This is a genomic window from Rhizobium leguminosarum (assembly GCF_001679785.1).
Classification (GTDB): Bacteria; Pseudomonadota; Alphaproteobacteria; order Rhizobiales; family Rhizobiaceae; genus Rhizobium; species Rhizobium leguminosarum_R.
In genome coordinates this window covers 1,799,249-1,821,448 of the sequence record NZ_CP016286.1, presented here as the reverse complement: position 1 = coordinate 1,821,448, position 22,200 = coordinate 1,799,249, and the positions used below count along the sequence as shown (strand labels likewise).

The window sequence follows — 22,200 nt, the reverse complement described above, 5'->3', positions numbered from 1 at the left end:
TATCGTTTCCCCTCAAACGGTTTCCGGCGGAATGACGCCTTTGGTGAAGAGGAAGCAGCCGTAGAAGCGGTTTTCGCCCGTGGTGATGACGCAATAGGCCTTTTTGGCCTCCTCATAGAAGGCGAAACGCTCGATGCCATACATCGGCGCCGGCTTGCCCTCGGCGCCGTCGATAACGGCCTGGACTTCCTGCTGCACTGGAGGGATCTCGTCCGGCGCGCCCATGATTTCCATTCGCCCGGCAGACGGCTGCAACGGCGTATCCAGCGGCATCACCGAAAGAATAGCTTTGATGGCGCGGGCAGAGGACACATTGTCTATCCGCAACAGCTTGCCGAGCACCGTTTGCCGGGCAATGGAATCCGAAGGAAAATTGGTGTCGGAAACGACGACTGTGTCGCCATGCCCCATGGACCGAAGCGCGTGCAGCACATCCGCATTCAGAGCCGGATCGATATTCTTCAGCATGGAAATCCTCCCTTAGTTGCACCATTTCGCAGCACCTCGTGCCGCAAAACAGAGCCCGATAACCGCAGCTCTGTTACAGCTTTGCGATTCCCCTCAAATTCCGTCGTTTTCGCCTGCCGGTGCGGTTCTCCTCCCGCCCGGATGACCAGAGTTGGAGCCCTTATTCTCCGTAGGGGATCCAGATATTCTTCACATCCACAGCGCGGCGAAGGTATAGCGTGCCTTCGCCAGCGGCTCTGTCCATCCAGTCCGTCGCCTTGCCATTGTCCACGAAGGTTCGCTTGAGATTGCCCGAAGACAGCTTCTCCACCGTCGTCGAAAGTTCCGCCGAGCCGAAGGCCCACAACGCATCAACGTCATTGTGCGCGGCAAGGATCTTTGCCAGTTCGATCGCCGATCCGGTGACGATATTGACGACACCGGCAGGCACATCCGACGTTTCCAGAACGGAATAGAAATCCGTGGCCGAAAGCGGGAAGGGCTCACTCGGCACCGCGACGACACGATTGCCGGTGGCAATCAACGGCGCAATCAGACTGATAAAGCCGAGCAGCGGCGCTTCCGGCGGGCAAATGACGCCAACGACGCCAATGGCTTCCGGCATGGCCAGAGCAACGCCGCGAAGCGGCGGCTGGTGAATGCCACCCTCATATTTGTCCGCCCAGGCTGCGTAGGTGAACAGACGGGAAATCGCGGCGTCGACCTCGGCGTTTGCATTGGCTGCGGAAGCTCCGGTCATCGTTGTTATCCGCGAGGCGAACTCGTCGGCGCGGCCACTGACGTTTTCGGCGATGTAATAGAGAATCTGGGCGCGGTTATGAGTCGTCGCATTCGACCAGGCGGAGGCGGCCTGTGCGGCAACCACCGCATTGCGGATGTCCTTGCGGTTGCCTTCGCCGACCTCCCCGATCGCCTTGCCCTTGGGTGAGGCGATGACACGGGAATAATTGCCGTCCGGGCGTGCCTGCTTGCCGCCGATGAAGAGCTTTGCCGTCCGGTCGATGCTTGGCAGGGCAAAATCGCCGGCAACCGGCTTTACTTGCGAAAGTGCGGGCATGGCTGCGCGCGCCTTGCGACCGACCCAAGCCTTCGGCTTCAGATATTCGTAGCAACCTTCGCGTCCGCCTTCGCGGCCGAATCCGGATTCGCGCTTGCCGCCAAAACCGACGGCGGCATCGAAAAGATTGGTGGCATTCACCCAGACCACGCCGGCTGCGAGCTTTGCCGCAACGTTCAGCGCCAAGCCGATCGTCTCGCTCCAGACGCTGGCGGCGAGGCCGTAGCGGGTGTGATTGGCAAGCTGGATAGCCTCTTCCGGTGTGCGGAAAGTCATGGAGACCGCAACCGGGCCGAAGATTTCCTCGGTCGCGACGATCGATGTCGGCTGCACGCCGCTCAGAAGCGTCGGCGGGTAGAAGCTGCCGCCCTTCGGCAGGTCGATCTTGGCCTGATGCAGTGTCGCGCCTTCTGAAACTCCCTTTTTCACCAGCACTTCAATACGCGTCAATTGCACGGGCGCTATGATCGCACCCATATCGATGCACTTGTCCAAGGGCTGACCGACCCGCAATGTCTCCATCCGGCGCTTCAGCCGCTCGTGGAAAAGATCGGCAATGCCTTCCTGGACCAGAAGCCGCGAACCGGCGCAGCAGACCTGTCCCTGGTTGAACCAGATCGCGTCGACCACGCCTTCCACGGCGCCGTCAATATCGGCGTCGTCAAAAACGACGAAAGGGGACTTGCCGCCGAGTTCCAGCGTCAGCGATTTGCCGCTACCCGCGGTACGCTCGCGAATAACGCGCCCGACTTCGGTCGATCCGGTAAAGGCAATTTTGTCGATATCCTCATGCCCGACGAGCAGCGCGCCTGTTTCGCCTTCTCCGGTCACGATATTGAGTACGCCCGGCGGAAGGCCCGCCGCGGATGCCAGTTCGGCAAAGAGAAGCGCCGTCAGCGAGGTGAATTCGGCAGGCTTCAGGATGACGGCGTTGCCGAGCGCCAAAGCCGGCGCCACTTTCCACGCCAGCATCAGGAATGGGAAATTCCACGGGATGATCTGGCCGACGACGCCGACCGGCACATGATCGGCAAATTCCGTGTCCTGGATTTGCGCCCATCCAGCGTGATGATAGAAATGACGGGCCGCCAGGGGCACGTCGAGATCGCGGGTTTCGCGGATCGGCTTGCCGTTGTCGATTGCCTCGACCACAGCAATCAGACGCGCATGGCGCTGGATCATCCGGGCAAGTGCATAGAGATGGCGCGCCCGCGCGTGGCCCGGCAATCGCGCCCATGACGCCTGTGCATTGCGAGCCGCCGCAACTGCGTTGTCCACATCCGCCGCGCCGCCGTTTGCGAGCTTCGCCAGGACCTTGCCGGTGGCTGGCTCGAACGTGTCGAAGTTCTTGCCCGACGCAGAGGGCACGAATGCGCCATTAATGAAGTGACCGAAACCGGAAGCGTGGCGCGCCAGCCAGTCGCGAGCTTCGATATCGGATTCAGGGGCGGGGCCGTAGGACATCTCGTCGAAATACTTTGCAACAGTCATCTGGATCATCCAATCGGGTGTCTGTTGAGGGCCGAATAGGCACCGGTGACGTGATGCTCCAGCTGCCGCTCGATATCCGCAAGCAGGCTTGATGCACCGATGCGGAAGAGATCGGACTCCAGCCACTCGCGCCCCAGTTCGTCCTTCATCAGGAACTGGTAGTTCAACACGTCCTTCGCCGCGGAAATGCCTCCGGCCGGCTTGTAGCCGATTTTGATACCGGTGCGCTCCTGATAGGCGCGGATCGCCCGCAGCATGGTCAATGTCACGGCCAGCGTCGCATTGACGCCTTCCTTGCCGGTCGAGGTCTTGATGAAATCGGCTCCCGCCATCATGCAGACCAGCGAGGCCCTGGTGACATTGCGGAGTGTCTTCAGGTCGCCGGTCGCCAGAATGGCTTTGACATGCGCATCACCGCAGGCGGCGCGATATTCTTTCATTTCCTCGTAGAGTGCCGTCCAGTTGCCGGTCAGCACATGCTCGCGGGTGATGACGATGTCGATTTCCTTCGCACCATCGGCAACTGACGCCTCGATTTCCTTGACCTTGAGGTGGTGCGGGCTGAGGCCGGCAGGGAAACCGGTCGAAACCGCGGCGACCGGAATGCCGGAATCCCCGAGTGCTTCGACGGCCGTTGCAACAAAACGATGATAGACGCAGATGGCGCCGGTGGTGATCGAACGGCCGCTCATGCCAAGCGAATCCAGAATGTCGGCACGTATCGGATTCATCGCCTTCGCGCATAACCGCTTGACGCGCTCGGGAGTATCGTCGCCGTTCAGCGTCGTCAGATCGATGCAGGTAACCGCCTTCAGGAGCCAAGCCGCCTGTGCGTCTTTTTTGACGGTTCGGCGCCCGGGAAGCGAGGCTACGCGGCGCTCGGTGGCAGACAGGTTGACCCGGGCGTCAAGCACCCACGACAGGTCGAGTTCCATACCGGTATTGCGCGGCCGGTTATGGGTGCCGTCCGGCAATCGCGAAGGGGCTGCGTGATGCGCCGCGTTTACCGCATTGTGAACAGCAACGGTTTCCAAATCGAATCCTCCCGGCCAGAGCGTGAAAGTCTTGTTGCCATCAGTGCAGACGCACGAAGCGGAAGCTTCACAACTGGGTCAAATGTGACTTTTTTTTCACCGTTTGTGACGTTTGCATCACCGCGCCGCTGCGTCAAGTTTAGATTTCAATAGGCGCAGAAAAAATGCGGATCTCTCTCAGTCGAAGTCGTTCATACCGTTTTCGGTGATGACCACATCGAACGACTTCATGTCGCTGAAAAAGGCCGGCTTAAGCTTGCCGATTTTGCTGCTGTCGGCGAGAAGAATATTCTTTCGTGCCCGGGACATCGCCTTTTTCTTGATCTCCGCTTCGTGAAAATGCGCGCAGGTCGCGCCACGCCGGGCATCGACACCGGCTGCAGAAAGAAATGCCACGTTGATGACAAGCTGATCGAGCATTTCCAGCCCCGTGGCACCGGAAAAGCTCGCCGATGCGGGATGGTAAAGACCACCGAGCATAACAAGGCGAACGTTGGGTTTTCGCGTCAGACGATCGGCGACATTCATGGCGTAACAGATCGCCGTTATGTGAATCTGGTCTGGGAGGAGATCGACCAGATAGGGTAACGTGGTGCCGCAATCGAAAAAAACCGTATCATCATGGTGAATGTAATCAATGGCTTGTGCGCAAACTTGGCGTTTTGCAGCGGCATGACTGTCGGCTGCCTTGGAAATTTCATAGGCATCGTTTTCCGCTTCGATAGCCGGAACGATATGGCCGCCGAGGAACGCGAATTGGTCTGCATTGGCACTGACATCACGCCGAACCGTCATCTCTGAGACGCCCAGGATCTCGGCAGCATTCTTGATGTGCAGAATGCGATGTTGTGAAAGGGCCTCGGATAAGACTGCGATGCGCCGGCCCCTGCGACTATCCATATCGCATGTCTCCCTTAGTGTTCTGATGAAAATTTAACAAGGGACTGCCATTCCCATTCGTTTGCTCCTCGATCCACGATTCGGCATCAGCGCCGAGATACAGCTTCTGCACCAGCCGGTTGCGAGAGCATGGGATATCGTCGCAATTATATAGAGAAACTCTGCAATTTGAAATGAGAATTTGTGACTGATCTTCCATTTTGTGATGGAATAGTCACAAGACCGCATAAATGGTGCCCGACTTCGGCTGCGGGAGGCGGGGACGACGAGATCGACATTTCGGCCGGCAGGGGCGACTTCGTCATGCCTCTGGTCGGGTGACCTTCCGACCAGAGGCTTCATCCTCGCGACTGCTTAGGACATTCCTGGCTGCGCGCGCTACTCGCCGGCTTTCCTTGCTGCCGTTTCGATCGCATCGGCGACTTTTTCCGGTTGGGATGCGAAGACGGCGTGGCTTGCCTTTATTTCAGTCACGTCGCTTCCTGCACGTTTTGCCATGTCGCGTTCCAGCTCGGGGTTGATGGAGCGATCCTCGGTGGCGACGATCGACCAGCTTTTCTTCGTCCGCCATGCAGGCTGAGTGATCTTGGCGGAGAATGCTTGCTTTGCGGCGAAGACCTGTGACTTTGCCATGAAATCGGCTTCGGCCCGCGGAAGGTCGGCTGCGAAATCCGCGGCGAAGGCGCCCGGATCGAGATAGAGATATTTGCCGTCCTTCGTTTCCTTTATATCCATGCTGCCGGCGGGCTTCGAGCTGGCGAGGCTCAGCAGGCTTTCGCCCTTGTCGGGCTGGAATGCCGCGACATAGACCAGGCCCGCGACCGCGGGATCGTTGCCGGCTACGGTGATGACCATGCCGCCATAGCTGTGGCCGACGAGCAGGACCGGTCCGTCCTGAAGGTCGAGAACGCGCTTGGTCGCCGCCACATCGTCGTCGAGCGAGGTGATGGGCTGCTGGACGATGGTGACGTTGAAGCCGCGCTTCTCGAGAATGTCAGTCGCCTTGCGCCATCCCGAACCGTCGGCCAGCGCGCCGTGGACGATCACGATGTTCTTGACCGCGGCGGCCTCTGCGGCGAACGCGATGGCGGTGGTGGCAAATGCAAGCGCTGCAGTGAAAAGAAGACGTTTGTTCATGACTATCACTCCTTTGGTCATTGTTGATGATCGGGATATTGATGCGTTTCAGGTTCAGCCGAATGTGAAGGCGTAAGCCTGCACGCCGGGATCGAGGAAGCGGATCTCGAAGTTGCGGGCGGCGACCGTGCCTGACTGGCGGACGAGTTGATAAAGCCTTGTCGCGGTCACCGTGCCGTTGCCATCGGCATCGATGTCTGACCCGTGGTCGGGCCCTGGCGCCTTGCCGTCGATCTTCACCTGGAAGCGGATCGGCTTGTCGCCGGCGCCAGGCCCAAGAACGAGATGCAGATCGCGGGCGCTGAAGCGATAGGTGATGCCGCCGCCCGGCTGATCAAGCGTCGCCTGATCCCGGCCGACGATCCACGTTCCGGATAGACCCCAGCCATTGAGGCCGGGTTCGGCGATCGAATAGTTTTTCGCCGTATCGGCCTGCAGCCCTTCGGGAGAGGCGAAGTTCGCCGCCTGTTGGTAGCCGAGATAGGTCTCGCCGGAACGGATATTGCTGAGATCAGGACCTGCTTCCACGCCCTTGGCATCCGGCACGACCGGCGCACTTGCCGTCGTTTGGCTGCCGGCTTCGCGCAGCAGGTCCTGAATGGCCTTTTCGGTCCTGTTGTAATTGCCTTCGCCGAAATGGTGGTAGCGGATCTGGCCCTTGGCATCGATCAGATAGGCGGCAGGCCAGTAGCTGTTTTCGAAGGCGCGCCAGATGCTGTAATTATTGTCGATCGCAACGGGATAGCCGATCTGGAAGTCGCCGATCGCCTTCTTGACGTTGTCGATCTTCTTCTCGAAGGCAAATTCCGGGGCGTGGACGCCGATCACCACGAGACCCTGATCCGCATATTTTTCGGCCCAGGCCCTGACATAGGGGATGGTACGAATGCAGTTGATGCAGGAATAGGTCCAGAAGTCGACGAGCACGACCTTGCCTCGCAGCTGCTCGGTGGTGAGAGGCGTTGAGTTCAGCCATTCGACCGCGCCGTCGAGCGAAGGGGCGTGGCCTTCGACGGGCAAGTCGCTACGGAAGGGTTTCTTCGCATCGGCTGCGGCGATCATCACTTCGTTGCTCGCCAGCTCGGAGGATGCGCTACTGAGCGGCTTTGTATGCAGCCTGTCGAGCACGGCCTGTTCCAGCGATGTGGTGCTGGCATAGGAGAGCCGGGCGAGCAGGCTGGTGTCGAGGCCGAGCGCGATGACGGCGACGCCCGCCAGCACGGCAGCACCGAGCCCCTGACGAATCCTGTCGCCAACGCCGAGCGAACGCTTCATGGCGGTGAATATCCGGCCACCGACAAGCAGGGCGACGGCAAGCGAACTTGCAGCACCGGCGGCATAGGCGATCAGCAGGAAGGTCGTCTGCAGATTGGCGCCCTGCAATGCGGCTCCGGTCAGTACAAGGCCGAGGATCGGACCGGCGCAGGGCGCCCAGAGCAGCCCGGTGGCGACGCCGAGAAGAAGCGCGCTCTTCACTGTCGTGGTGCCGCGTCCGCCGCCGGTGGCATTCACAAGGTTGTTGCCAAGGTCGACGATCGGCCGGGCAAGCGTGCTTGCAAAACGCGGTGAAAGCAGGCTTGCGCCGAAGAGAGCAAGCAGAACGATGGCGGCAAGCCGGCCATATTCATTGGCGCGAATGGCCCAGCTGCCGCCGACTGCGGCCAGTGTGGCGACCAGCGCAAAGGTGGCGGCCATGCCCGCCAGCATGGGCAGCGTGCTCCTGACGAAGGGCTGTCCGGCACGGGCGAAGACGAAGGGGAGGATGGGCAGGATGCACGGGCTGAGGATCGTCAGCGCGCCTCCGAGATAGGCAATGATCAGAAGTGTCATCATCGTTTCCTTTGAAACCGATTGATCGGGCTCTGGACGGCGATGGGGCCTGAACCAGCAACGGCGGGGATATGGCCGGTGTAAAGTATCCCCGATGTGTCCGGCTTTGCGGGAAAATGTACCGAAGTGTCGGGGTAGGGCGGCGGCGATACAAAACGATACAAACTGCCGCGGTGGCGAGGAAAGGGCTGCGGCCAATGCGACTACTTGCTGAGGCCGCGCGATTGTATCGGAATGTATCCAGGCGGCCGGAAGCTACATCCGCATTCAAAAAACGGTTGCTTGCGACATATCAGGGATACAAGTAGAGCGCCTTTTCGCGACCGTGATCCATTCGACAGGAGAGACCGATGTCAGAGCAAATCAACCATCACCGCCGCCGTTTCTTCGGCATGACGGCAATCGCCCTTGCGGCCGTCGAATTCGGCGTAGCCGGCACGGCCGCGGCCCAGTCGTCTGCCACGGCCGCATCGGTGCCAGCTATAAAGCCCGGAACCAACACATCCTTCGAAGCGCTGAAGCAGGTCAAGGCAGGCGTGCTCGACATCGGTTATGCCGAGGCGGGAAAGGCGGATGCCCCGGTCGTATTGCTGCTGCATGGCTGGCCCTATGACATCTATAGTTTCGTCGATGTCGCACCGCTGCTTGCCGCGGCAGGCTACAGGGTGATCGTGCCCTATCTGCGCGGTTACGGCACGACGCGCTTCCTGGACGATCAGACGCCGCGCAACGGCCAGCCGTCAGCGCTCGCCGCCGATATGATCGCGCTGCTCGATGCGCTCGATATCGAGAAGGCCGTCGTTGCCGGCTACGACTGGGGCGGGCGGACCGCCAATATCATGGCGGCGCTCTGGCCCGAGCGCTGCAAGGCGATGGTATCTGTAAGCGGCTACCTGATCGGTAGCCAGGAGGCCAACAAGAAGCCGCTTCCGCCGAAAGCCGAACTTGCCTGGTGGTACCAGTTCTATTTCGCCACTGAACGCGGCCGTCTGGGATACGAGACCAACACGCATGATTTTGCAAAGCTTATCTGGCAGACGGCATCGCCGAAGTGGACTTTCGACGATGCGACATTCGGCAGATCGGCCGCTGCCTTCGACAATCCCGACCACGTCGCGATCGTCATTCACAATTACCGCTGGCGCCTGGGGCTTGCCGAAGGCGAGGCCAAGTACGATGCCTATGAGACGACTCTCGCCGCAGCGCCCGTCATTTCGGTGCCGACCATCACCATGGAGGGCGATGCAAACGGCGCACCGCATCCGCAGCCCTCCGCTTATGCCGGAAAATTCTCCGGCAGATACGAGCATCGCACGATCGGCGGCGGCATTGGCCACAACCTGCCTCAGGAAGCGCCGCAGGCGTTCGCGCAGGCGGTCATAGACGTCGATCGTTTCTAGGTCGACGATGCCGGTTGCAGCGCCTCGTTGCTCCGGCCAGCGGAATATGCGTAGGTCGCGTCAACCGCCTCGACATCGAGGCGGAGGGTGACTATCGGTGGGGAATAGGCAAATATGGATCATGTCGATCACATCCTGATCGTCGATGACGATCGCGAAATCCGCGAGCTGGTATCGGGCTACCTGCAGAAGAACGGCCTGCGTACGAGCGTTGCTGCCGACGGGCGGCAGATGCGCAGTTTTGTCGACGCCAATGCCGTCGACCTGATCGTGCTCGATGTGATGATGCCCGGCGATGACGGGCTGGTGCTGTGCCGCGAACTGCGCGCCGGCCGGCACAAGGCGATCCCGATCCTGATGCTGACGGCCCGCACCGACGAAATGGACAGGATCCTCGGGCTGGAGATGGGCGCCGACGACTATCTTCCCAAGCCCTTTGCTGCGCGTGAGCTGCTCGCCCGCATCAAGGCGGTGCTGCGGCGCACGCGGATGCTGCCGCCCAACCTGCAGATCAGCGAAGCCGGACAATTGCTGACCTTCGGCGACTGGCGGCTCGATACGGTGGCCAGGCACCTTCTCGACAGGGAGGGGACCGCGATTGCGCTGAGTGGCGCCGAATACCGTCTGCTCCGCGTCTTCATCGATCACCCGCAGCGGGTGCTCAATCGCGACCAGCTTCTGAGCCTGACACAGGGGCGCGACGCCGATCTCTTCGATCGCTCGATCGATCTCCTGGTCAGCCGCCTGCGTCAGCGGCTGGGCGACGATGCGCGCGAACCGACCTATATCAAGACGGTGCGCAGCGAAGGCTATGTGTTTTCGGTCCCGGTCGAAATATCGGAGCCGCGCCAATGAAGGCGGCGATCCCCTTGCGTTCGGGCCTGACGTGGCCGAGCACGTTGCGGTCGCGGATCTTCCTGATCCTGCTGATCGGACTGGCCTTCGCCTACGGTCTGTCCTTCAGTGTGCTCTATATGGAGCGGTACATGTCGGCCAAGGCGGTGATGCTCGGCACGCTGGAAAACGATGTTGCAACATCGATTGCGGTTCTCGATCGGCTTCCGCCAGGTGAGCGCGGCGACCTGCTCGACCGGCTGAGCCGCGGCAATTACCGTTTCGTGCTCGGACCCGGCCTTCCCGGCGTGCCTGACACGTCAAGCAAAGGGGCGGAAATCTCAGGAAAGATCGAGGAGGCCATCGGGCACCGCTTTCCCATCCGGATCGAACGAATTCCTGGCGATGTGAACCGGCTGCAGGCGCATCTGACACTGAGCGACGGAAGCCCCTTGACGATCGACGTCACGCCGAAGGGCGTCATGCCGATTGCCGCATGGCTGCCCTATGTCTTCATCGTCCAGATGGCGCTGCTCATCCTCTGTACCTGGTTTGCGGTTCGCCAGGCGATCCGGCCGCTCGGCGAGCTTGCCGCCGCCGCCGATGCGCTTGACCCGAACAAGGACGGCCCGGCTTTGAGTGAGGCGGCCCCGAGCGAGGTCGCACATGCGGCACGGGCTTTCAATGCGATGCGGGAGAGGATCGCCCATTACCTCGAAGAGCGCGTCCAGATCCTGGCGGCAATCTCGCATGACCTGCAGACGCCGATCACCCGCATGCGGCTGCGTGCCGACATGGCGGAGGATTCGCCGGAGAAAGACAAGCTGGTGCATGATCTCGGCGAGATCCAGCGCCTCGTTCAGGACGGCATTGCCTATGCACGCAGCGCGCACGGCAATGGCGAGAAGAGCGCCCGCATCGATCTCGCCTCGTTCATCGATAGCATAGCCTACGACTACCAGGATACTGGAAAGGCCGTCTCCGTCGTCGGTCTGGTTCAGGGCGCCGCCATTACCAAGCCGCATGCTCTTCGCCGCATCCTGTCGAACTTCATCGACAATGCCCTGAAGTTTGCCGGCGCCGCCGAGATCAGCGTCGAGCGCAGCCCAGAAAACGATATCATCATCACTGTCATGGACCACGGACCTGGAATTCCGGACGACATGCTCGAGGCTGCCATGCAGCCTTTCTTCCGGCTGGAGCAATCCCGCAACCGGGAAACCGGCGGCACCGGTCTCGGTCTTGCGATCGCCCAGCAGCTGACGGCCAAGATCGGCGGGTCGCTCCGGCTCTACAATCGCGCCGGTGGCGGACTGGCGGCGGAAGTCACCATCCATTGACGTCGGGGGTCGCCGCAAAATCTCGCCAGGTTTTGTATGCCAAGATGTCCTTGATACCGGATGCTACGCTTTGTGACATTTCGGGCGATTTCGGAAACATGGCGGATATATCCGTCAATCAAACCACACTCTGTCAACCCGGCCGCGCATCGCGGCCAGTCGCCTTTAGCGACGCAACAAAGGAGTGTTCCATGACAAAGATCGACAAGGTTCTCTATACCGGCAAGACCCACACGACAGGCGGGCGCGACGGCGCTTCGCAAAGCGACGACGGCGAACTGGACATCAAGCTTTCGCCTCCAGGCAGCAACCGTACCGGCACCAATCCCGAACAGCTTTTCGCTGCCGGCTGGTCTGCCTGCTTCATCGGCGCGATCGGCATTGCTGCCGGCAAGCTGAAGGTCAAGCTTCCTGCAGATGCCGCCGTCAACGCCGAGGTCGATCTCGGGGCGACCGACGGCGACTATTTCCTGCAGGCTCGCCTCAAGGTCAGCCTTCCGGGCATCGAAGCGGATCTGGCAAGGGCGCTTGTGGATGAAGCGCACCGGACCTGCCCCTATTCGAAAGCAACCCGCGGCAATATCAATGTCGAATTGAGCATTGCCTGACAGATGGGATCGATCGCCAAAAGGAACATGACGAGGCCGGTCGGGCCTCGTCGATGGAGGAACCAATGAGACTGATGATGATCTGCATTCTGGGGGCGACGATTTTCGCAGCGCCCTGCATCTACGATGTAAGCTCACAGGAGCCGTCGCCGCTTGCCGGCCTCGTGACGGCGGCATCCGCAGCTTCATCCTCAGGAGAGCGGCCGCCGCTCCAACTGCTCTATTAGACTCACCAGGGAGAAGACTGTGAAACTCTATCAGAACGAAATTTCCTCGGCGACATCTCGAGTTCGTATCGCGCTCGCCCTGAAGGGACTGACGGCCGAAGCGCTGCCGGTCACCATCCTTGGCGAAGATGCCGAGAGCCGGCAGGCCAGATATCGCAGTGTCAATCCGCAAGGGCTCGTGCCCGCCTTACTGACGGATAGCGGCGTTCTCCTCACCCAGTCGCTGGCGATCGTCGAATATCTCGATGAGCTTCAGCCTGAACCGCCATTGCTGCCTGATACAGCGGAAGATAGGGCGCTGGCGCGGTCGATCGCGCTTGCGATCACAGCAGAGATCCATGCGCTGTTGCCGCCACGCATCGGCCTGCATCTTCGCGCCACGTTCCAGGCTGATGCCGATGCCGTCACCGCCTGGGATCGTCATTGGGTCGGCGAGGGAATGGCCGCTGTCGAGACGATGATCGCCGGCCGCCGGCAAGGGGCCTTCGCCGTCGGCGATCGCCCGAGCATTGCCGATATCTTCCTGTTCCCGCAGGCGATCGGCGCCAGGCGCTTGGGGTTCGACCTAACGCAATGGCCTAATATCGCGGATATCGTCGCGAGGCTTGAGGCGATACCGGCTTTCCAGGATAATGCGCCAACACCGAGACGATGAGGCAATCGATGAAGAAGCGGCCGCAGGTGACTGTGGCCGCTTCGCTTCTCGTGTTCGGATGAGAGATCGCCCTGACGGACTTTCGGCCGCTTTTAGCGGTTGACCCTTGCCAGGCGGTGCGGGCGCCGGGCTCGAAGGTGACGCTGGCGCCAGCTGCACGTGCGGGGCTGGTCGCGGCAAACAGCGGGTCGACACGCACGCTGCCGGTAAACCAATCGGCCGATCCCTTGGCCGAAGGCTGCGAACCGCTTCGCTTGATTTCCATCTTTGTCTTCCTTTCGATGTCGGGGTGGACAATGTCCACTTGAGTAGCAAGGTATTTAGCGCGTGTGTTTGGTCGCGATTAGATGGTATAAACGGCAAGAACCCATGAGGAAGTTTCATCAATGCCGCGCCCTGCCGTCAACGACCTCATCGCCTTCCTCGCCGTTGCACGCGCACAGAGCTTCACAAAGGCGGCGGGCAAGCTGGGTGTGTCACAATCGGCGCTCAGCCATACCATCCGAGGGCTCGAGGAGCGGCTTGGACTGCGATTGCTGACACGCACGACGCGCAGCGTCTCGCCGACGGAGGCCGGCGAACGCCTGCTCGTCTCCATCGGGCCGCGGCTCGACGAGATCGAGAGCGAGCTGGCTGCCTTGAGCGCCTTCCGGGAGAAGCCGGCAGGCACCATCCGCATCAATGCCGGCGAGCATGCGGCCAATGCCGTCCTCTGGCCCGCCTTGGAAAAGCTGCTGCCTGATTATCCTGATATCAATGTCGAGATCATCGTCGACTACGGTCTGACTGACATCGTCGCCGAGCGTTATGATGCCGGGGTGCGGCTTGGAGAACAGGTGGCGAAAGACATGATCGCGGTGCGCATCGGCCCCGACATGCGCATGGCCGTGGTCGGCGCTCCCACCTATTTCGACACCAGGCCGAAGCCGCTGACGCCGCAGGACCTTACGGATCACAATTGCATCAATCTGCGCCTGCCAACCTATGGCAGCGTTTATGCATGGGAGTTCGAGAAGGGCGGGCGCGAGCTCAGGGTTCGGGTCGAAGGACAGTTGGTCTTCAACAATATAGCCCTGCGGCTGAACGCAGTGCTGGCTGGTCTTGGGCTGGCCTATATGCCGGAGGACTTGGTCGAGGCACATCTTGCCGAAGGGCGGCTGGTGCGCGTCCTCGAGGATTGGTGTCTGCCGTTTTCCGGCTACCATCTCTACTATCCGAGCCGCAGGCATACATCGCCGGCATTCGCCCTCGTCGTCGATGCACTTCGCTATCGAGGATAGATGCCCACCGTTTCCGGGCGGCCGGATCCGGGACTTACTGCCGAACCTCTCCAAGGCCGACGATGTCAGCGATGAAATCGGCGATGGCGCCTGTGTCGTCCAGATCGAAGACCGGCAGGGCCGTATCCGTGACGGTATGATCGGCGGCGATGGCGCAGATATGGGGATCGCTCGGCGCCAACGGTTCACGATTGGCGGCCTCCAGGCGGCGGGCCTCTATCTTCGGGATCGGTTCGCGTTTGTAACCTTCGATCAGCACGAGATCGCAGGGCGCGAGACGGGCGAGGATCTCCTCGAATTCAGGTTCCGGGGCACCGCGCAGCTCGTGCATGATGGCGTAGCGGGTGCCGGAGACGATGGTGACCTCATGGGCGCCAGCCTGGCGATGGCGGTAGCTGTCGGCCCCGACCTTGTCGATGTCGAAATCATGATGGGCGTGCTTGATCGTCGAGATCTTATAGCCGCGGCGGGTGAATTCCGTCACCAGCCGGACGGCGAGCCCCGTCTTGCCCGAGTTCTTCCAGCCGGCGATGCCGAAGATTTTCGGTGCGGTCATGCGCGGAGGGCCTCCAGCCAGCGTTCCGCCTCGACGAGATCATCAGGCGTGTTGATGTTGAAGAAGGGATCGAGCAGGCTGGCGCGGGTCGGATGCAGCGGGAACGCCACTTCCGTAACGTCATGCCGTAACAGGAAGTCGCGCACGCGGCGCTTCTCGTCGATGGCGATCCAGGCTTCGAGATCGGCGGCCAGCGTCACCGGCCAAAGCCCGAAGACGGGATGGCTGCGGCCCTCGGAGGCGGCAATGGCGATCTGCGACGGGTGCTCGACCGCTGCCGCCAGCCGGGCGACGAGATCGGCCGGGAAGAACGGGCAATCCACCGAGACCGTGACGACGTGGGTGATCGAGGGAAGGCCGGCGGCATAAACCATGGCCGCATGGATGCCGGCCATCGGTCCGGCCTTTCCGGGAAAACGGTCGGGAACGACAGGCACGTCCTCGGCGGCGGTTTCTGCATTGACGGCAACGAGCAAGGTCTGTTGCGAGAGGCGGGTCAGCACATGGCGGAGCAGGCTCTCGGCTCCGAGCATCACGCCCGCCTTGTCGCGGCCCATGCGCTGCGAACGTCCGCCGGCCAGGACGACGCCTGCTATATGAGATTTATCCAAGGAGAATTCAGCCATGATCCTTCCTCAAACCGGCGCGCGCGGCGCGGATTCCTGCGCGATCGGCGATACACGGCGCTTGGCCTCACGATAGAACGTATAGAGGCCGGAGGCGATGACGATCGCAGCCCCCAAGAGCGTCCAGTTGTCAGGCACTTCGGCGAAGAAGATGAAGCCGAGCAGAGAGGAGAAGATCAGGCTGGTATAGCGGAACGGCGCGACGAAGGAGATTTCGCCGGTGCGCATGGCGAGGATGACCGATTGGTAGCCGATGAGCACCAGCACAGAGGCGAGCACGAGATGCCCAAGCGCGTTAGCGCTGACCGGCTGCCAGCCGCCGAGCACCGGGATGAGGAGCGCGCCGAAGAAGGAGGCTGATATGGCGGTGATGACGGTTATCATCAGCGAGGGAATCTCCGGACTGATGCTCCGGGTGGCGAGATCGCGGCCGGCCGTCGTCAGCACCGCGGCGACGCAGAGGAGGGCGGCGGCGGTGAATCCCTCAGGGCCGGGGCGGATGATGATCATCACGCCGATGAGGCCGACGACGATGGCCGACCAGCGCCGCCAACCGACCGGCTCGCCAAAGAAGAGGGCAGCGCCGAAGGTGACGACCAACGGCAGCGATTGCAGGATCGCCGAGGCGTTGGCGATCGGCATCATGCCGAGCGCGGTGATATAGGTGACGGCGGCGAGCGCCTCGCAGATGATCCTGAAGATGATCATCGGCTCCAGCACGATGCGCCAGGAACGCAGCGCGCCCATTCTCCAGGCGATCAGATAGACGAGCAGGCTGGTGAAGAGGCCGCGCAGGAACATGATCTCGCCGGCGTTCATATAGGCGATCACCGATTTGGACAGAGCGTCGCTTGCGGAAAAGCCGGCCATCGCCAAGCTCATATAGATGGCGCCCTCAGTATTGCATGACCGCGGCATGAAGAGATTCCCGTTACCTGTGCGCTCCTTTTAGTCGCGAAGATGCATGAAGGGAATCGGATGAATGTCACACAAAGCATAAATCGATGATGCGGTGCACAATAACGCGGATGTCAACGCAGGCGTGGACACAGGTTTCCGCAAATCCCCGTTTTATAAGATGAATTCCGATATTTCCGACGCCGCAATCAAGGCGTCGATGAGGACGCGCCGTCGAGCTGCCGGTTCGGCCATAGGCGTTTTTCTCGTGCTACGCGGGAAACGGGTGGCTGCATCGTCTGAAGTTTGAGCATCTCGGATATCGCAACAACCCAGGAGAGACCGATATGACACTTCTCAACGACAAGATCGCAATCATCACCGGCGCAAGCTCCGGCATCGGCCGCGCGGCGGCGAAACTCTTTGCGCGGGAAGGCGCCAAGCTTGTGGTCACCGGCCGGCGGCAGGACGCGCTCGATGCCGTCATCACAGAAATCGAGGCGGAGGGCGGACAGGCCGTCGCCATATCAGGCGATGTCAGGGACGAGGCGCTGCAGGCAAGGCTCGTCGAGACGGCAGTCTCGCGCTTCGGCAGGCTCGACATCGCCTTCAACAATGCCGGCATCCTCGGTGAGATGGGGCCGGTCGCCGGGCTGTCGCTGGAGGGCTGGCGCGAGACGATCGAGACCAATCTCACCGCCGCGTTCCTCGGCGCCAAGTACCAGTCGGCGGTGATGGGAAAAGGCGGCGGATCGCTGATCTTCACCTCGACTTTCGTCGGCCACACTGTCGGCATGCCTGGCATGGCCGCCTATGCGGCGAGCAAGGCGGGGTTGATCGGTTTCGTGCAGGTGCTCGCCGCTGAACTCGGAGCGCAGAAGATCCGCGTCAACGCACTGCTTCCCGGCGGCACCGACACACCCGCCAGCATTACCAACGCGCCTGATGCCACGCCGGAGGTGCTCGCCTTCGTCGAGGGATTGCATGCGCTGAAACGCATGGCGCAACCCGAAGAGATCGCCAATGCGGCGCTTTTCCTCGCCTCCGACATGTCGAGCTTCGTGACCGGCACGGCGATGCTGGCGGATGGTGGGGTTTCGATCAGCCGGACATAGGGGCAGGAAATAGGGTGTGCTGTGGTAACCAGCCGTTCGCGTCTGGGACCCAGCCACCCGCCCTCGTCCTTCGAGGCTCCGGCCTGCGGCCTGCGCGCCTCAGGATGAGGGCTAATTGTGGTGCCGTGGGGCTTGGCACGCCCTCTCTCCAGCCTCATCCTGAGAGGCTGTGAATGTTTGGTGGCGGATGCGATTGGATTGTGATTCTGTTGGGTGGTTGATTTGCTTGGGGGATGATGGTGGGCGACGAGCTGTTCGAAGGATTGCCGGTGCATGAGGCGCGGCGAAGTGCTCAGGTGGCGGGCGGTGCGGCGCGCATGCGCGAGCCGGTGCGCGATCAGATCGAGTTGCGTGTGGTGGATATCGACAGCTTGATCGGCCAGGATCACGCGGTGCGCGTCATTTGGAGCTATGTCGAGGGACTGGATCTGAGCGGGCTCGAAGATCGGATCAAGGCGCGTGAGCACAGGCCGGGCCATCCACCGATTTCACCACGGCTTTTGCTGGCGCTGTGGCTCTATGCCAGCAGCGACGGCGTCGGCAGCGCGCGGGCGCTGGAACGGCTGTGCGGGAGCCACGACGTTTATCGCTGGCTGTGCGGCGGTGTCTCGGTGAACTATCACACGCTGGCGGATTTTCGGGTTGGTTGCGCCGATCTGCTCGACCGGCTGCTTTGCGAGCATCTGGCGGCGCTTGCCAATGCCGGGCTCGTCGCTCTCGATAGTCTGGCGCAGGATGGCGTGCGGGTACGGGCGAGCGCGGGCGCCGCCTCGTTCAGCCGCAAGGCGACGCTCGATCGGCATCTTTCGATTGCCGAGGCCGTTGTGGATCAGCTCAAGCAGGAGGTTGATGCGCGTTCGGATGCCAGCAATCGGCGCATCAAGGCGGCCAAGCAACGAGCGGCGCGCGAGCGTGGCGAGCGGGTCAGAGCAGCCCAGGCCGCGCTTGAAGAGATCGAGCACCGGCGCCAGGCACGCGAAGAAAAGCGTGGCAATGGCAAAAAGCCGAAGGAGCCGCGCGCCTCCAGCACGGATGCACAGGCGCGGGTGATGAAGATGGCCGACGGCGGCTTCCGTCCAGGTTATAATGTGCAGGTTGCGAGCGCGGCCGGTGAGCAGCTCGTGGTCGGGCTCGAGGTGACCAATGCCGGTTCCGATCGCGGCCTCATGCGGCCGATGCTGGAGCGGTTGGGCGCGCTGAGCGGCCATCTGCCGCGGCGCTATCTCGCCGATGGCGGCTTTTGCAGCGCTGAAGATATCGAGTGGGCGCACGCCGAAGGGGTTGAGGTCTTTTGTCCGCCCACTCAGTCCAAGCACGGAACCGATCCCTTCTTGCCGCGGCACGGCGACGGTCCGGGTGTGCCAGCCTGGCGGGCTCGCATGGCAAGCGAGATGGGCAAGGCTCAGTACAAACCCCGCTCGATCTGCGAATGCATCCATGCCCGCTGGCGCAACTGGAACCTGCGACAATTGCCGGTGCGCGGCATCGAAAAGGTCCGTGCCGTCGTGCTCTGCTACGCACTCACCAACAATATCTTGCAAGGCCATCGGCTTGCCAACGGCTAAACCAGCCCAATCACCCAGACGCCAACAAGCGACCATCCGAACGCACCTCGCAATCGTCTGACGCTCGATTGCATCGGCCAACCAAGACCGGCCAGAAACGCACCAGATTCAAAAGCTTCACAAGCTCTGAGGTGCCCCGCAGGGGCCTCGAAGGAGGGGGCTGGCGGCTTTGCGCAGATTAAGCGACTTCGCGTATGTCTCTTTCTGCTTGGCGGTCGAGATAGGCGACCAGATCCTCGATAGTGACGAGGGGGAGGTTGTGGCGTTCGGCGAAGAGCGTGAGTTCGGGCAGGCGGGACATGGTTCCGTCGTCATTGGCGACTTCGCAGATGACGCCGGCGGGGATCCTTCCGGCGAGGCGGGCGAGATCGACGGCGGCTTCGGTGTGGCCGGGGCGGCCGAGCACGCCGCGGGGGTTGGCGCGCAACGGGAAGATATGGCCGGGGCGGGCGAATTCGGCTGGCTTTGCGCGATCGTCGACTAGGGCGCGGACGGTGGCGGCGCGGTCGGCAGCCGAGATGCCTGTTGATGTGCCCTTGAGATAATCGACCGAAACCGTGAAGGCGGTTTTGTGCGATTCCGTGTTGTTGGGCACCATCAGCGGAATGTCGAGTGCATCGAGGCGCTCGCCTTCCATGGCGATGCAGACGAGGCCGCGGGCGTGGGTCATCATGAAGGCGATCGTTTCCGGGGTGACGGCATCGGCGGCGACCACGATATCGCCTTCGTTTTCCCGGTTCTGATCATCGACGACGACGACCATCTTGCCGCTGGCAATGGCTGATATGGCATCTTCAATTCTTGCGATAGTCATGCTGTCTGGCCTTTCAAGGGTTATGTCAGCGGGCTGACATGGTCTGCTCGGCTCAATCCGTGAGCGAGCCTTCTTCCCTTGGGCGAACAAACGTCAGCCGACTCCGGGATGGAGTGCGACTGCCCGTGTTGTCCTCTTCCATCCGGACTATACCGTCGGCTCCGGCATCTCACCGGATCTGCTGACCTTCCAGCAATAGTGCTACAGCGTCCTTTGCGCGTCTGAAAGACACGCGGCGCTGTAGTGCCGGAAGCGCTCGCGGGCTCCAGGATTGCTCCTGATACCGCCGGTGGGGAGTTACACCCCGCCCTGAGAACATTTCAAAGATAGGATCAAAAACAGGCAAATGGCAAGGTCACTCGACCTGGCAAAAATGCAAGGTTGCCCTAACGCCGATGGACACACTGTTCACACGGAGGCGACGACGGCGTGGCCTTCCGCGTTTCGTTGGTGGTTTGATTCGTGTCGTTGTCCCCAAACCACTGCGCACTTTTGGGCGACATGCATCAGGACATGATCAGGCCGCCGTCGACATTGATCGTCTGGCCGGTGATATAGGCGGCGTCATCGCTGGCGAGGAAGGTGACCAGGCCGGCGACGTCTTCGCCGGAGCCGGCCCGTTTCATCGGGATGCCTTCGACCCATTCCTTCATCAGTTCGCCGGGGGCGTAGTTGCCGAGCAACTTGCCCCAGGCCTGGTCGTTATAGGCCCACATGTCGGTCTCGATGATGCCGGGGCAGAAGGCGTTGACGGTGATCTTCTCGGTCGCGACTTCCTTGGCCAGGCTCTGGGTGATGCCGACGACGCCCATTTTCGAGGCGGCATAATGCGGCGTGTAGATGAAGCCGTCGCGGGCCTGGCCGGAGGCGGTGTTGATGATGCGGCCGCCGCGCTTGTGTTTGCGCATTCTTGATATCGCCTCCTGGGCGCAGAGGAAGACGCCCTTGGTGTTGACGGCCATGACCTTGTCCCATTCGTTTTCGGTCAGGTCCTCGACGCGGGCGATGGTGATGACGCCGGCATTCTGGATCGAGACGTCGACCGAGCCGAATTCCTTCTCGGCGGCATCGTAGAGGGCGGTGACGCTCGCCTTGTCGGTGACGTCGCCGATGAAGGAGATCGCCTTGCCGCCTTCGGCCCGGATCTGTTCGGCAACGCCGTGAACCAGGTCCTCATTGGCCGAGACGACAAGATTGGCGCCTTCTTTCGCAAAGCGTTTGGCGATCGCCGCTCCGATGCCGCGGCTTCCCCCGGTAATGACGACAGTCTTCTGCTCAAAGCGTTTCATGCTCTTTCCTTACGTCCGTCGACAAACAGCAAATGTGGATGCGACCTACCATGCGATCATTATTGGAGCTCAACTGGTTGTCGTGAATTCAGGCAGTCTTGAGCGCTGATGACGACGCCTGAGCTCTCCGTCCGTTCGATCGGCGTGAAGGGCGGGCAGACGACGATATCGCACGCCGTCATACCCGTTAGTCCCTTCAGCGCCTCGATCTCAGCCAGGGAGGAAGCGAGACCGTGCATTTTCCAGCGGCGGCAATGAGCTTTCTCATCGCATCACCAGCAGCAGAAACCGCCGTCGACGAGAAGATCGACGCCGGTCACGAAACTTGCCGCATTCGACAGCAGGAACACCGCCGGGCCTACCATCTCGTCCACCGCTGCCATGCGCTGCATCGGCGTCTGCTCTTCGAAGAGCTTGGTCTGGTGGACCATCTCCGGACGGGTGTTCATGGGCGTTGCCGTGTATCCGGGGGAGATGGTGTTGACGCGAATGCCGCGGTCGACCCATTCCATCGCCATGGACTTCGACATATGGATCACGCCGGCCTTGGAGGCGTTATAGTGCGCCTGGCTCAGCCCGCGGTTTACGATCACACCCGACATGGAAGCGATGTTGACGATGGAGCCGCGTCCATTCTTCAGCATGGCGCGAGCCTCTGCCTGGCAGGAAAGAAAGACGCCTTTCAGGTTGATATCCATCAACGTCTGATATTGGTCCTCCTCCATCTCTTCCGCCGGGTTTGCGTTAGCGATGCCCGCCGCGTTGACTGCAAGTGTCAATGGGCCGAGATCGGCCTCGGTACGTGCTATTGCATCTCCAAGGGAAGATTTGCTCGTGACATCCGCCGCGATCTGGATCGAGCGGCGGCCGGCGGCGCGAATATGTTCAGCCGTCTTGGCCAGCCCGTCGTCGGTTCGGCGGTCGAGCAGCGCCACGTCGGCGCCGCATTGCGCAAGGCCGATGGCAATGCGCTGCCCAATGCCGCTCCCGGCTCCGGTAACGATGGCAACCTTGCCGCTGAGATCGAAAAGCTTCGGGGCGTTCAGAGTGATGTCGGACACCGCTCTTCCTTTCTGT

At 61.4% G+C, this 22,200-nt stretch carries 21 protein-coding genes, 1 pseudogene and 1 riboswitch; of the genes and pseudogenes, 9 read left to right on the top strand and 13 right to left on the bottom strand.

All coding sequences use genetic code 11. From position 1 onward, the window contains the following. Nucleotides 1–12: 12 nt before the first annotated feature. The 6 genes from BA011_RS09110 to BA011_RS09085 all read right to left on the bottom strand — a co-directional run bounded on the left by BA011_RS09110 (nucleotide 13) and on the right by BA011_RS09085 (nucleotide 7,917). Nucleotides 13–468 carry an RbsD/FucU family protein gene (locus tag BA011_RS09110; protein WP_020048069.1) on the bottom strand — a complete coding sequence of 152 codons (456 nt, stop codon included), beginning with the start codon at nucleotides 466–468 and terminating at the stop codon, nucleotides 13–15. A 160-nt stretch (nucleotides 469–628) separates the two neighbouring features. After that, a complete protein-coding gene (locus tag BA011_RS09105) occupies nucleotides 629–3,016 on the bottom strand; it encodes an aldehyde dehydrogenase family protein (RefSeq protein ID WP_065280205.1) in 2,388 nt (795 codons plus the stop codon). Nucleotides 3,017–3,021: 5 nt separating this feature from the next. Next, nucleotides 3,022–4,050: a deoxyribose-phosphate aldolase gene (gene deoC, locus BA011_RS09100; protein ID WP_065280204.1), complete on the bottom strand. Its 1,029-nt coding sequence runs from the start codon at nucleotides 4,048–4,050 to the stop codon at nucleotides 3,022–3,024. A 177-nt stretch (nucleotides 4,051–4,227) separates the two neighbouring features. Beyond that, nucleotides 4,228–4,950, bottom strand: coding sequence for a DeoR family transcriptional regulator (locus tag BA011_RS09095; protein WP_062942175.1), 723 nt, complete (start codon nucleotides 4,948–4,950; stop codon nucleotides 4,228–4,230). Between the two features lie 378 nt (nucleotides 4,951–5,328). Beyond that, nucleotides 5,329–6,087 (bottom strand): alpha/beta fold hydrolase, encoded by a 759-nt coding sequence (locus tag BA011_RS09090; RefSeq protein ID WP_065280203.1) that lies wholly within the window; start codon nucleotides 6,085–6,087, stop codon nucleotides 5,329–5,331. Between the two features lie 54 nt (nucleotides 6,088–6,141). Further along, nucleotides 6,142–7,917, bottom strand: coding sequence for a cytochrome c biogenesis protein DipZ (locus tag BA011_RS09085; protein WP_065280202.1), 1,776 nt, complete (start codon nucleotides 7,915–7,917; stop codon nucleotides 6,142–6,144). A gap of 350 nt (nucleotides 7,918–8,267) precedes the next feature. On the opposite strand from BA011_RS09085, the gene BA011_RS09080 reads away from it, so the two are divergent. From BA011_RS09080 to maiA, 6 genes are all read left to right on the top strand, one after another. Continuing rightward, nucleotides 8,268–9,317, top strand: coding sequence for an alpha/beta fold hydrolase (locus tag BA011_RS09080; protein WP_065280201.1), 1,050 nt, complete (start codon nucleotides 8,268–8,270; stop codon nucleotides 9,315–9,317). 114 nt (nucleotides 9,318–9,431) lie between these two features. Then, nucleotides 9,432–10,172: a response regulator gene (locus tag BA011_RS09075; protein ID WP_018068635.1), complete on the top strand. Its 741-nt coding sequence runs from the start codon at nucleotides 9,432–9,434 to the stop codon at nucleotides 10,170–10,172. Beyond that, entirely contained in the window at nucleotides 10,169–11,491 is a 1,323-nt protein-coding gene (locus BA011_RS09070; RefSeq protein ID WP_065280200.1) for a sensor histidine kinase, read from the top strand. The genes BA011_RS09075 and BA011_RS09070 overlap by 4 nt, the downstream gene beginning before the upstream one ends. A gap of 191 nt (nucleotides 11,492–11,682) precedes the next feature. Continuing rightward, nucleotides 11,683–12,099, top strand: coding sequence for an organic hydroperoxide resistance protein (locus tag BA011_RS09065; RefSeq protein ID WP_065280199.1), 417 nt, complete (start codon nucleotides 11,683–11,685; stop codon nucleotides 12,097–12,099). Nucleotides 12,100–12,164: 65 nt separating this feature from the next. After that, nucleotides 12,165–12,326, top strand: a complete 162-nt coding sequence (locus tag BA011_RS44205) for a hypothetical protein (protein ID WP_186806525.1) — start codon at nucleotides 12,165–12,167, stop codon at nucleotides 12,324–12,326. A gap of 19 nt (nucleotides 12,327–12,345) precedes the next feature. Further along, nucleotides 12,346–12,981 carry a maleylacetoacetate isomerase gene (maiA, locus tag BA011_RS09060; protein ID WP_065280198.1) on the top strand — a complete coding sequence of 212 codons (636 nt, stop codon included), beginning with the start codon at nucleotides 12,346–12,348 and terminating at the stop codon, nucleotides 12,979–12,981. Between the two features lie 109 nt (nucleotides 12,982–13,090). Here maiA and BA011_RS41310 read toward each other — a convergent pair. Beyond that, nucleotides 13,091–13,246, bottom strand: a pseudogene (locus BA011_RS41310) (cupin domain-containing protein); the annotation flags it as partial. A 121-nt stretch (nucleotides 13,247–13,367) separates the two neighbouring features. Between BA011_RS41310 and BA011_RS09055 the strand changes: the two are divergent. Further along, nucleotides 13,368–14,261, top strand: a complete 894-nt coding sequence (locus BA011_RS09055; protein ID WP_065280197.1) for a LysR family transcriptional regulator — start codon at nucleotides 13,368–13,370, stop codon at nucleotides 14,259–14,261. A 34-nt stretch (nucleotides 14,262–14,295) separates the two neighbouring features. Here BA011_RS09055 and mobB read toward each other — a convergent pair whose 3' ends face one another. The 3 genes from mobB to BA011_RS09040 are packed head-to-tail and all read right to left on the bottom strand — an operon-like array spanning nucleotide 14,296 to nucleotide 16,361. Continuing rightward, complete coding sequence (mobB, locus tag BA011_RS09050; protein ID WP_065280196.1) at nucleotides 14,296–14,817, bottom strand: molybdopterin-guanine dinucleotide biosynthesis protein B; 522 nt, start codon at nucleotides 14,815–14,817, stop codon at nucleotides 14,296–14,298. Further along, the gene (gene mobA / locus BA011_RS09045) at nucleotides 14,814–15,443 is read right to left on the bottom strand and encodes a molybdenum cofactor guanylyltransferase MobA (RefSeq protein ID WP_065280195.1); all 630 of its coding nucleotides are present in this window, start codon (nucleotides 15,441–15,443) and stop codon (nucleotides 14,814–14,816) included. Before mobA ends, mobB begins: the two co-directional genes overlap by 4 nt. A gap of 9 nt (nucleotides 15,444–15,452) precedes the next feature. Next, nucleotides 15,453–16,361 (bottom strand): DMT family transporter, encoded by a 909-nt coding sequence (locus BA011_RS09040; RefSeq protein WP_065280194.1) that lies wholly within the window; start codon nucleotides 16,359–16,361, stop codon nucleotides 15,453–15,455. 326 nt (nucleotides 16,362–16,687) lie between these two features. Here BA011_RS09040 and BA011_RS09035 point away from each other — a divergent pair, with 326 nt between their 5' ends. Next, nucleotides 16,688–17,455 (top strand): SDR family oxidoreductase, encoded by a 768-nt coding sequence (locus BA011_RS09035; RefSeq protein ID WP_065280193.1) that lies wholly within the window; start codon nucleotides 16,688–16,690, stop codon nucleotides 17,453–17,455. Nucleotides 17,456–17,688: 233 nt separating this feature from the next. Continuing rightward, nucleotides 17,689–19,020: an IS1182 family transposase gene (locus tag BA011_RS09030; RefSeq protein ID WP_151343413.1), complete on the top strand. Its 1,332-nt coding sequence runs from the start codon at nucleotides 17,689–17,691 to the stop codon at nucleotides 19,018–19,020. A 178-nt stretch (nucleotides 19,021–19,198) separates the two neighbouring features. Here BA011_RS09030 and ribB read toward each other — a convergent pair whose 3' ends face one another. From ribB to BA011_RS09010, 3 genes are all read right to left on the bottom strand, one after another. Further along, entirely contained in the window at nucleotides 19,199–19,834 is a 636-nt protein-coding gene (gene ribB / locus BA011_RS09025) for a 3,4-dihydroxy-2-butanone-4-phosphate synthase (protein WP_065280192.1), read from the bottom strand. A gap of 126 nt (nucleotides 19,835–19,960) precedes the next feature. Then, a riboswitch (FMN riboswitch) is annotated at nucleotides 19,961–20,155 on the bottom strand. Between the two features lie 185 nt (nucleotides 20,156–20,340). Beyond that, nucleotides 20,341–21,123, bottom strand: a complete 783-nt coding sequence (locus tag BA011_RS09020) for a glucose 1-dehydrogenase (RefSeq protein ID WP_017994294.1) — start codon at nucleotides 21,121–21,123, stop codon at nucleotides 20,341–20,343. A gap of 272 nt (nucleotides 21,124–21,395) precedes the next feature. Next, complete coding sequence (locus tag BA011_RS09010) at nucleotides 21,396–22,184, bottom strand: SDR family oxidoreductase (protein ID WP_065280190.1); 789 nt, start codon at nucleotides 22,182–22,184, stop codon at nucleotides 21,396–21,398. Nucleotides 22,185–22,200 lie beyond the last annotated feature (16 nt).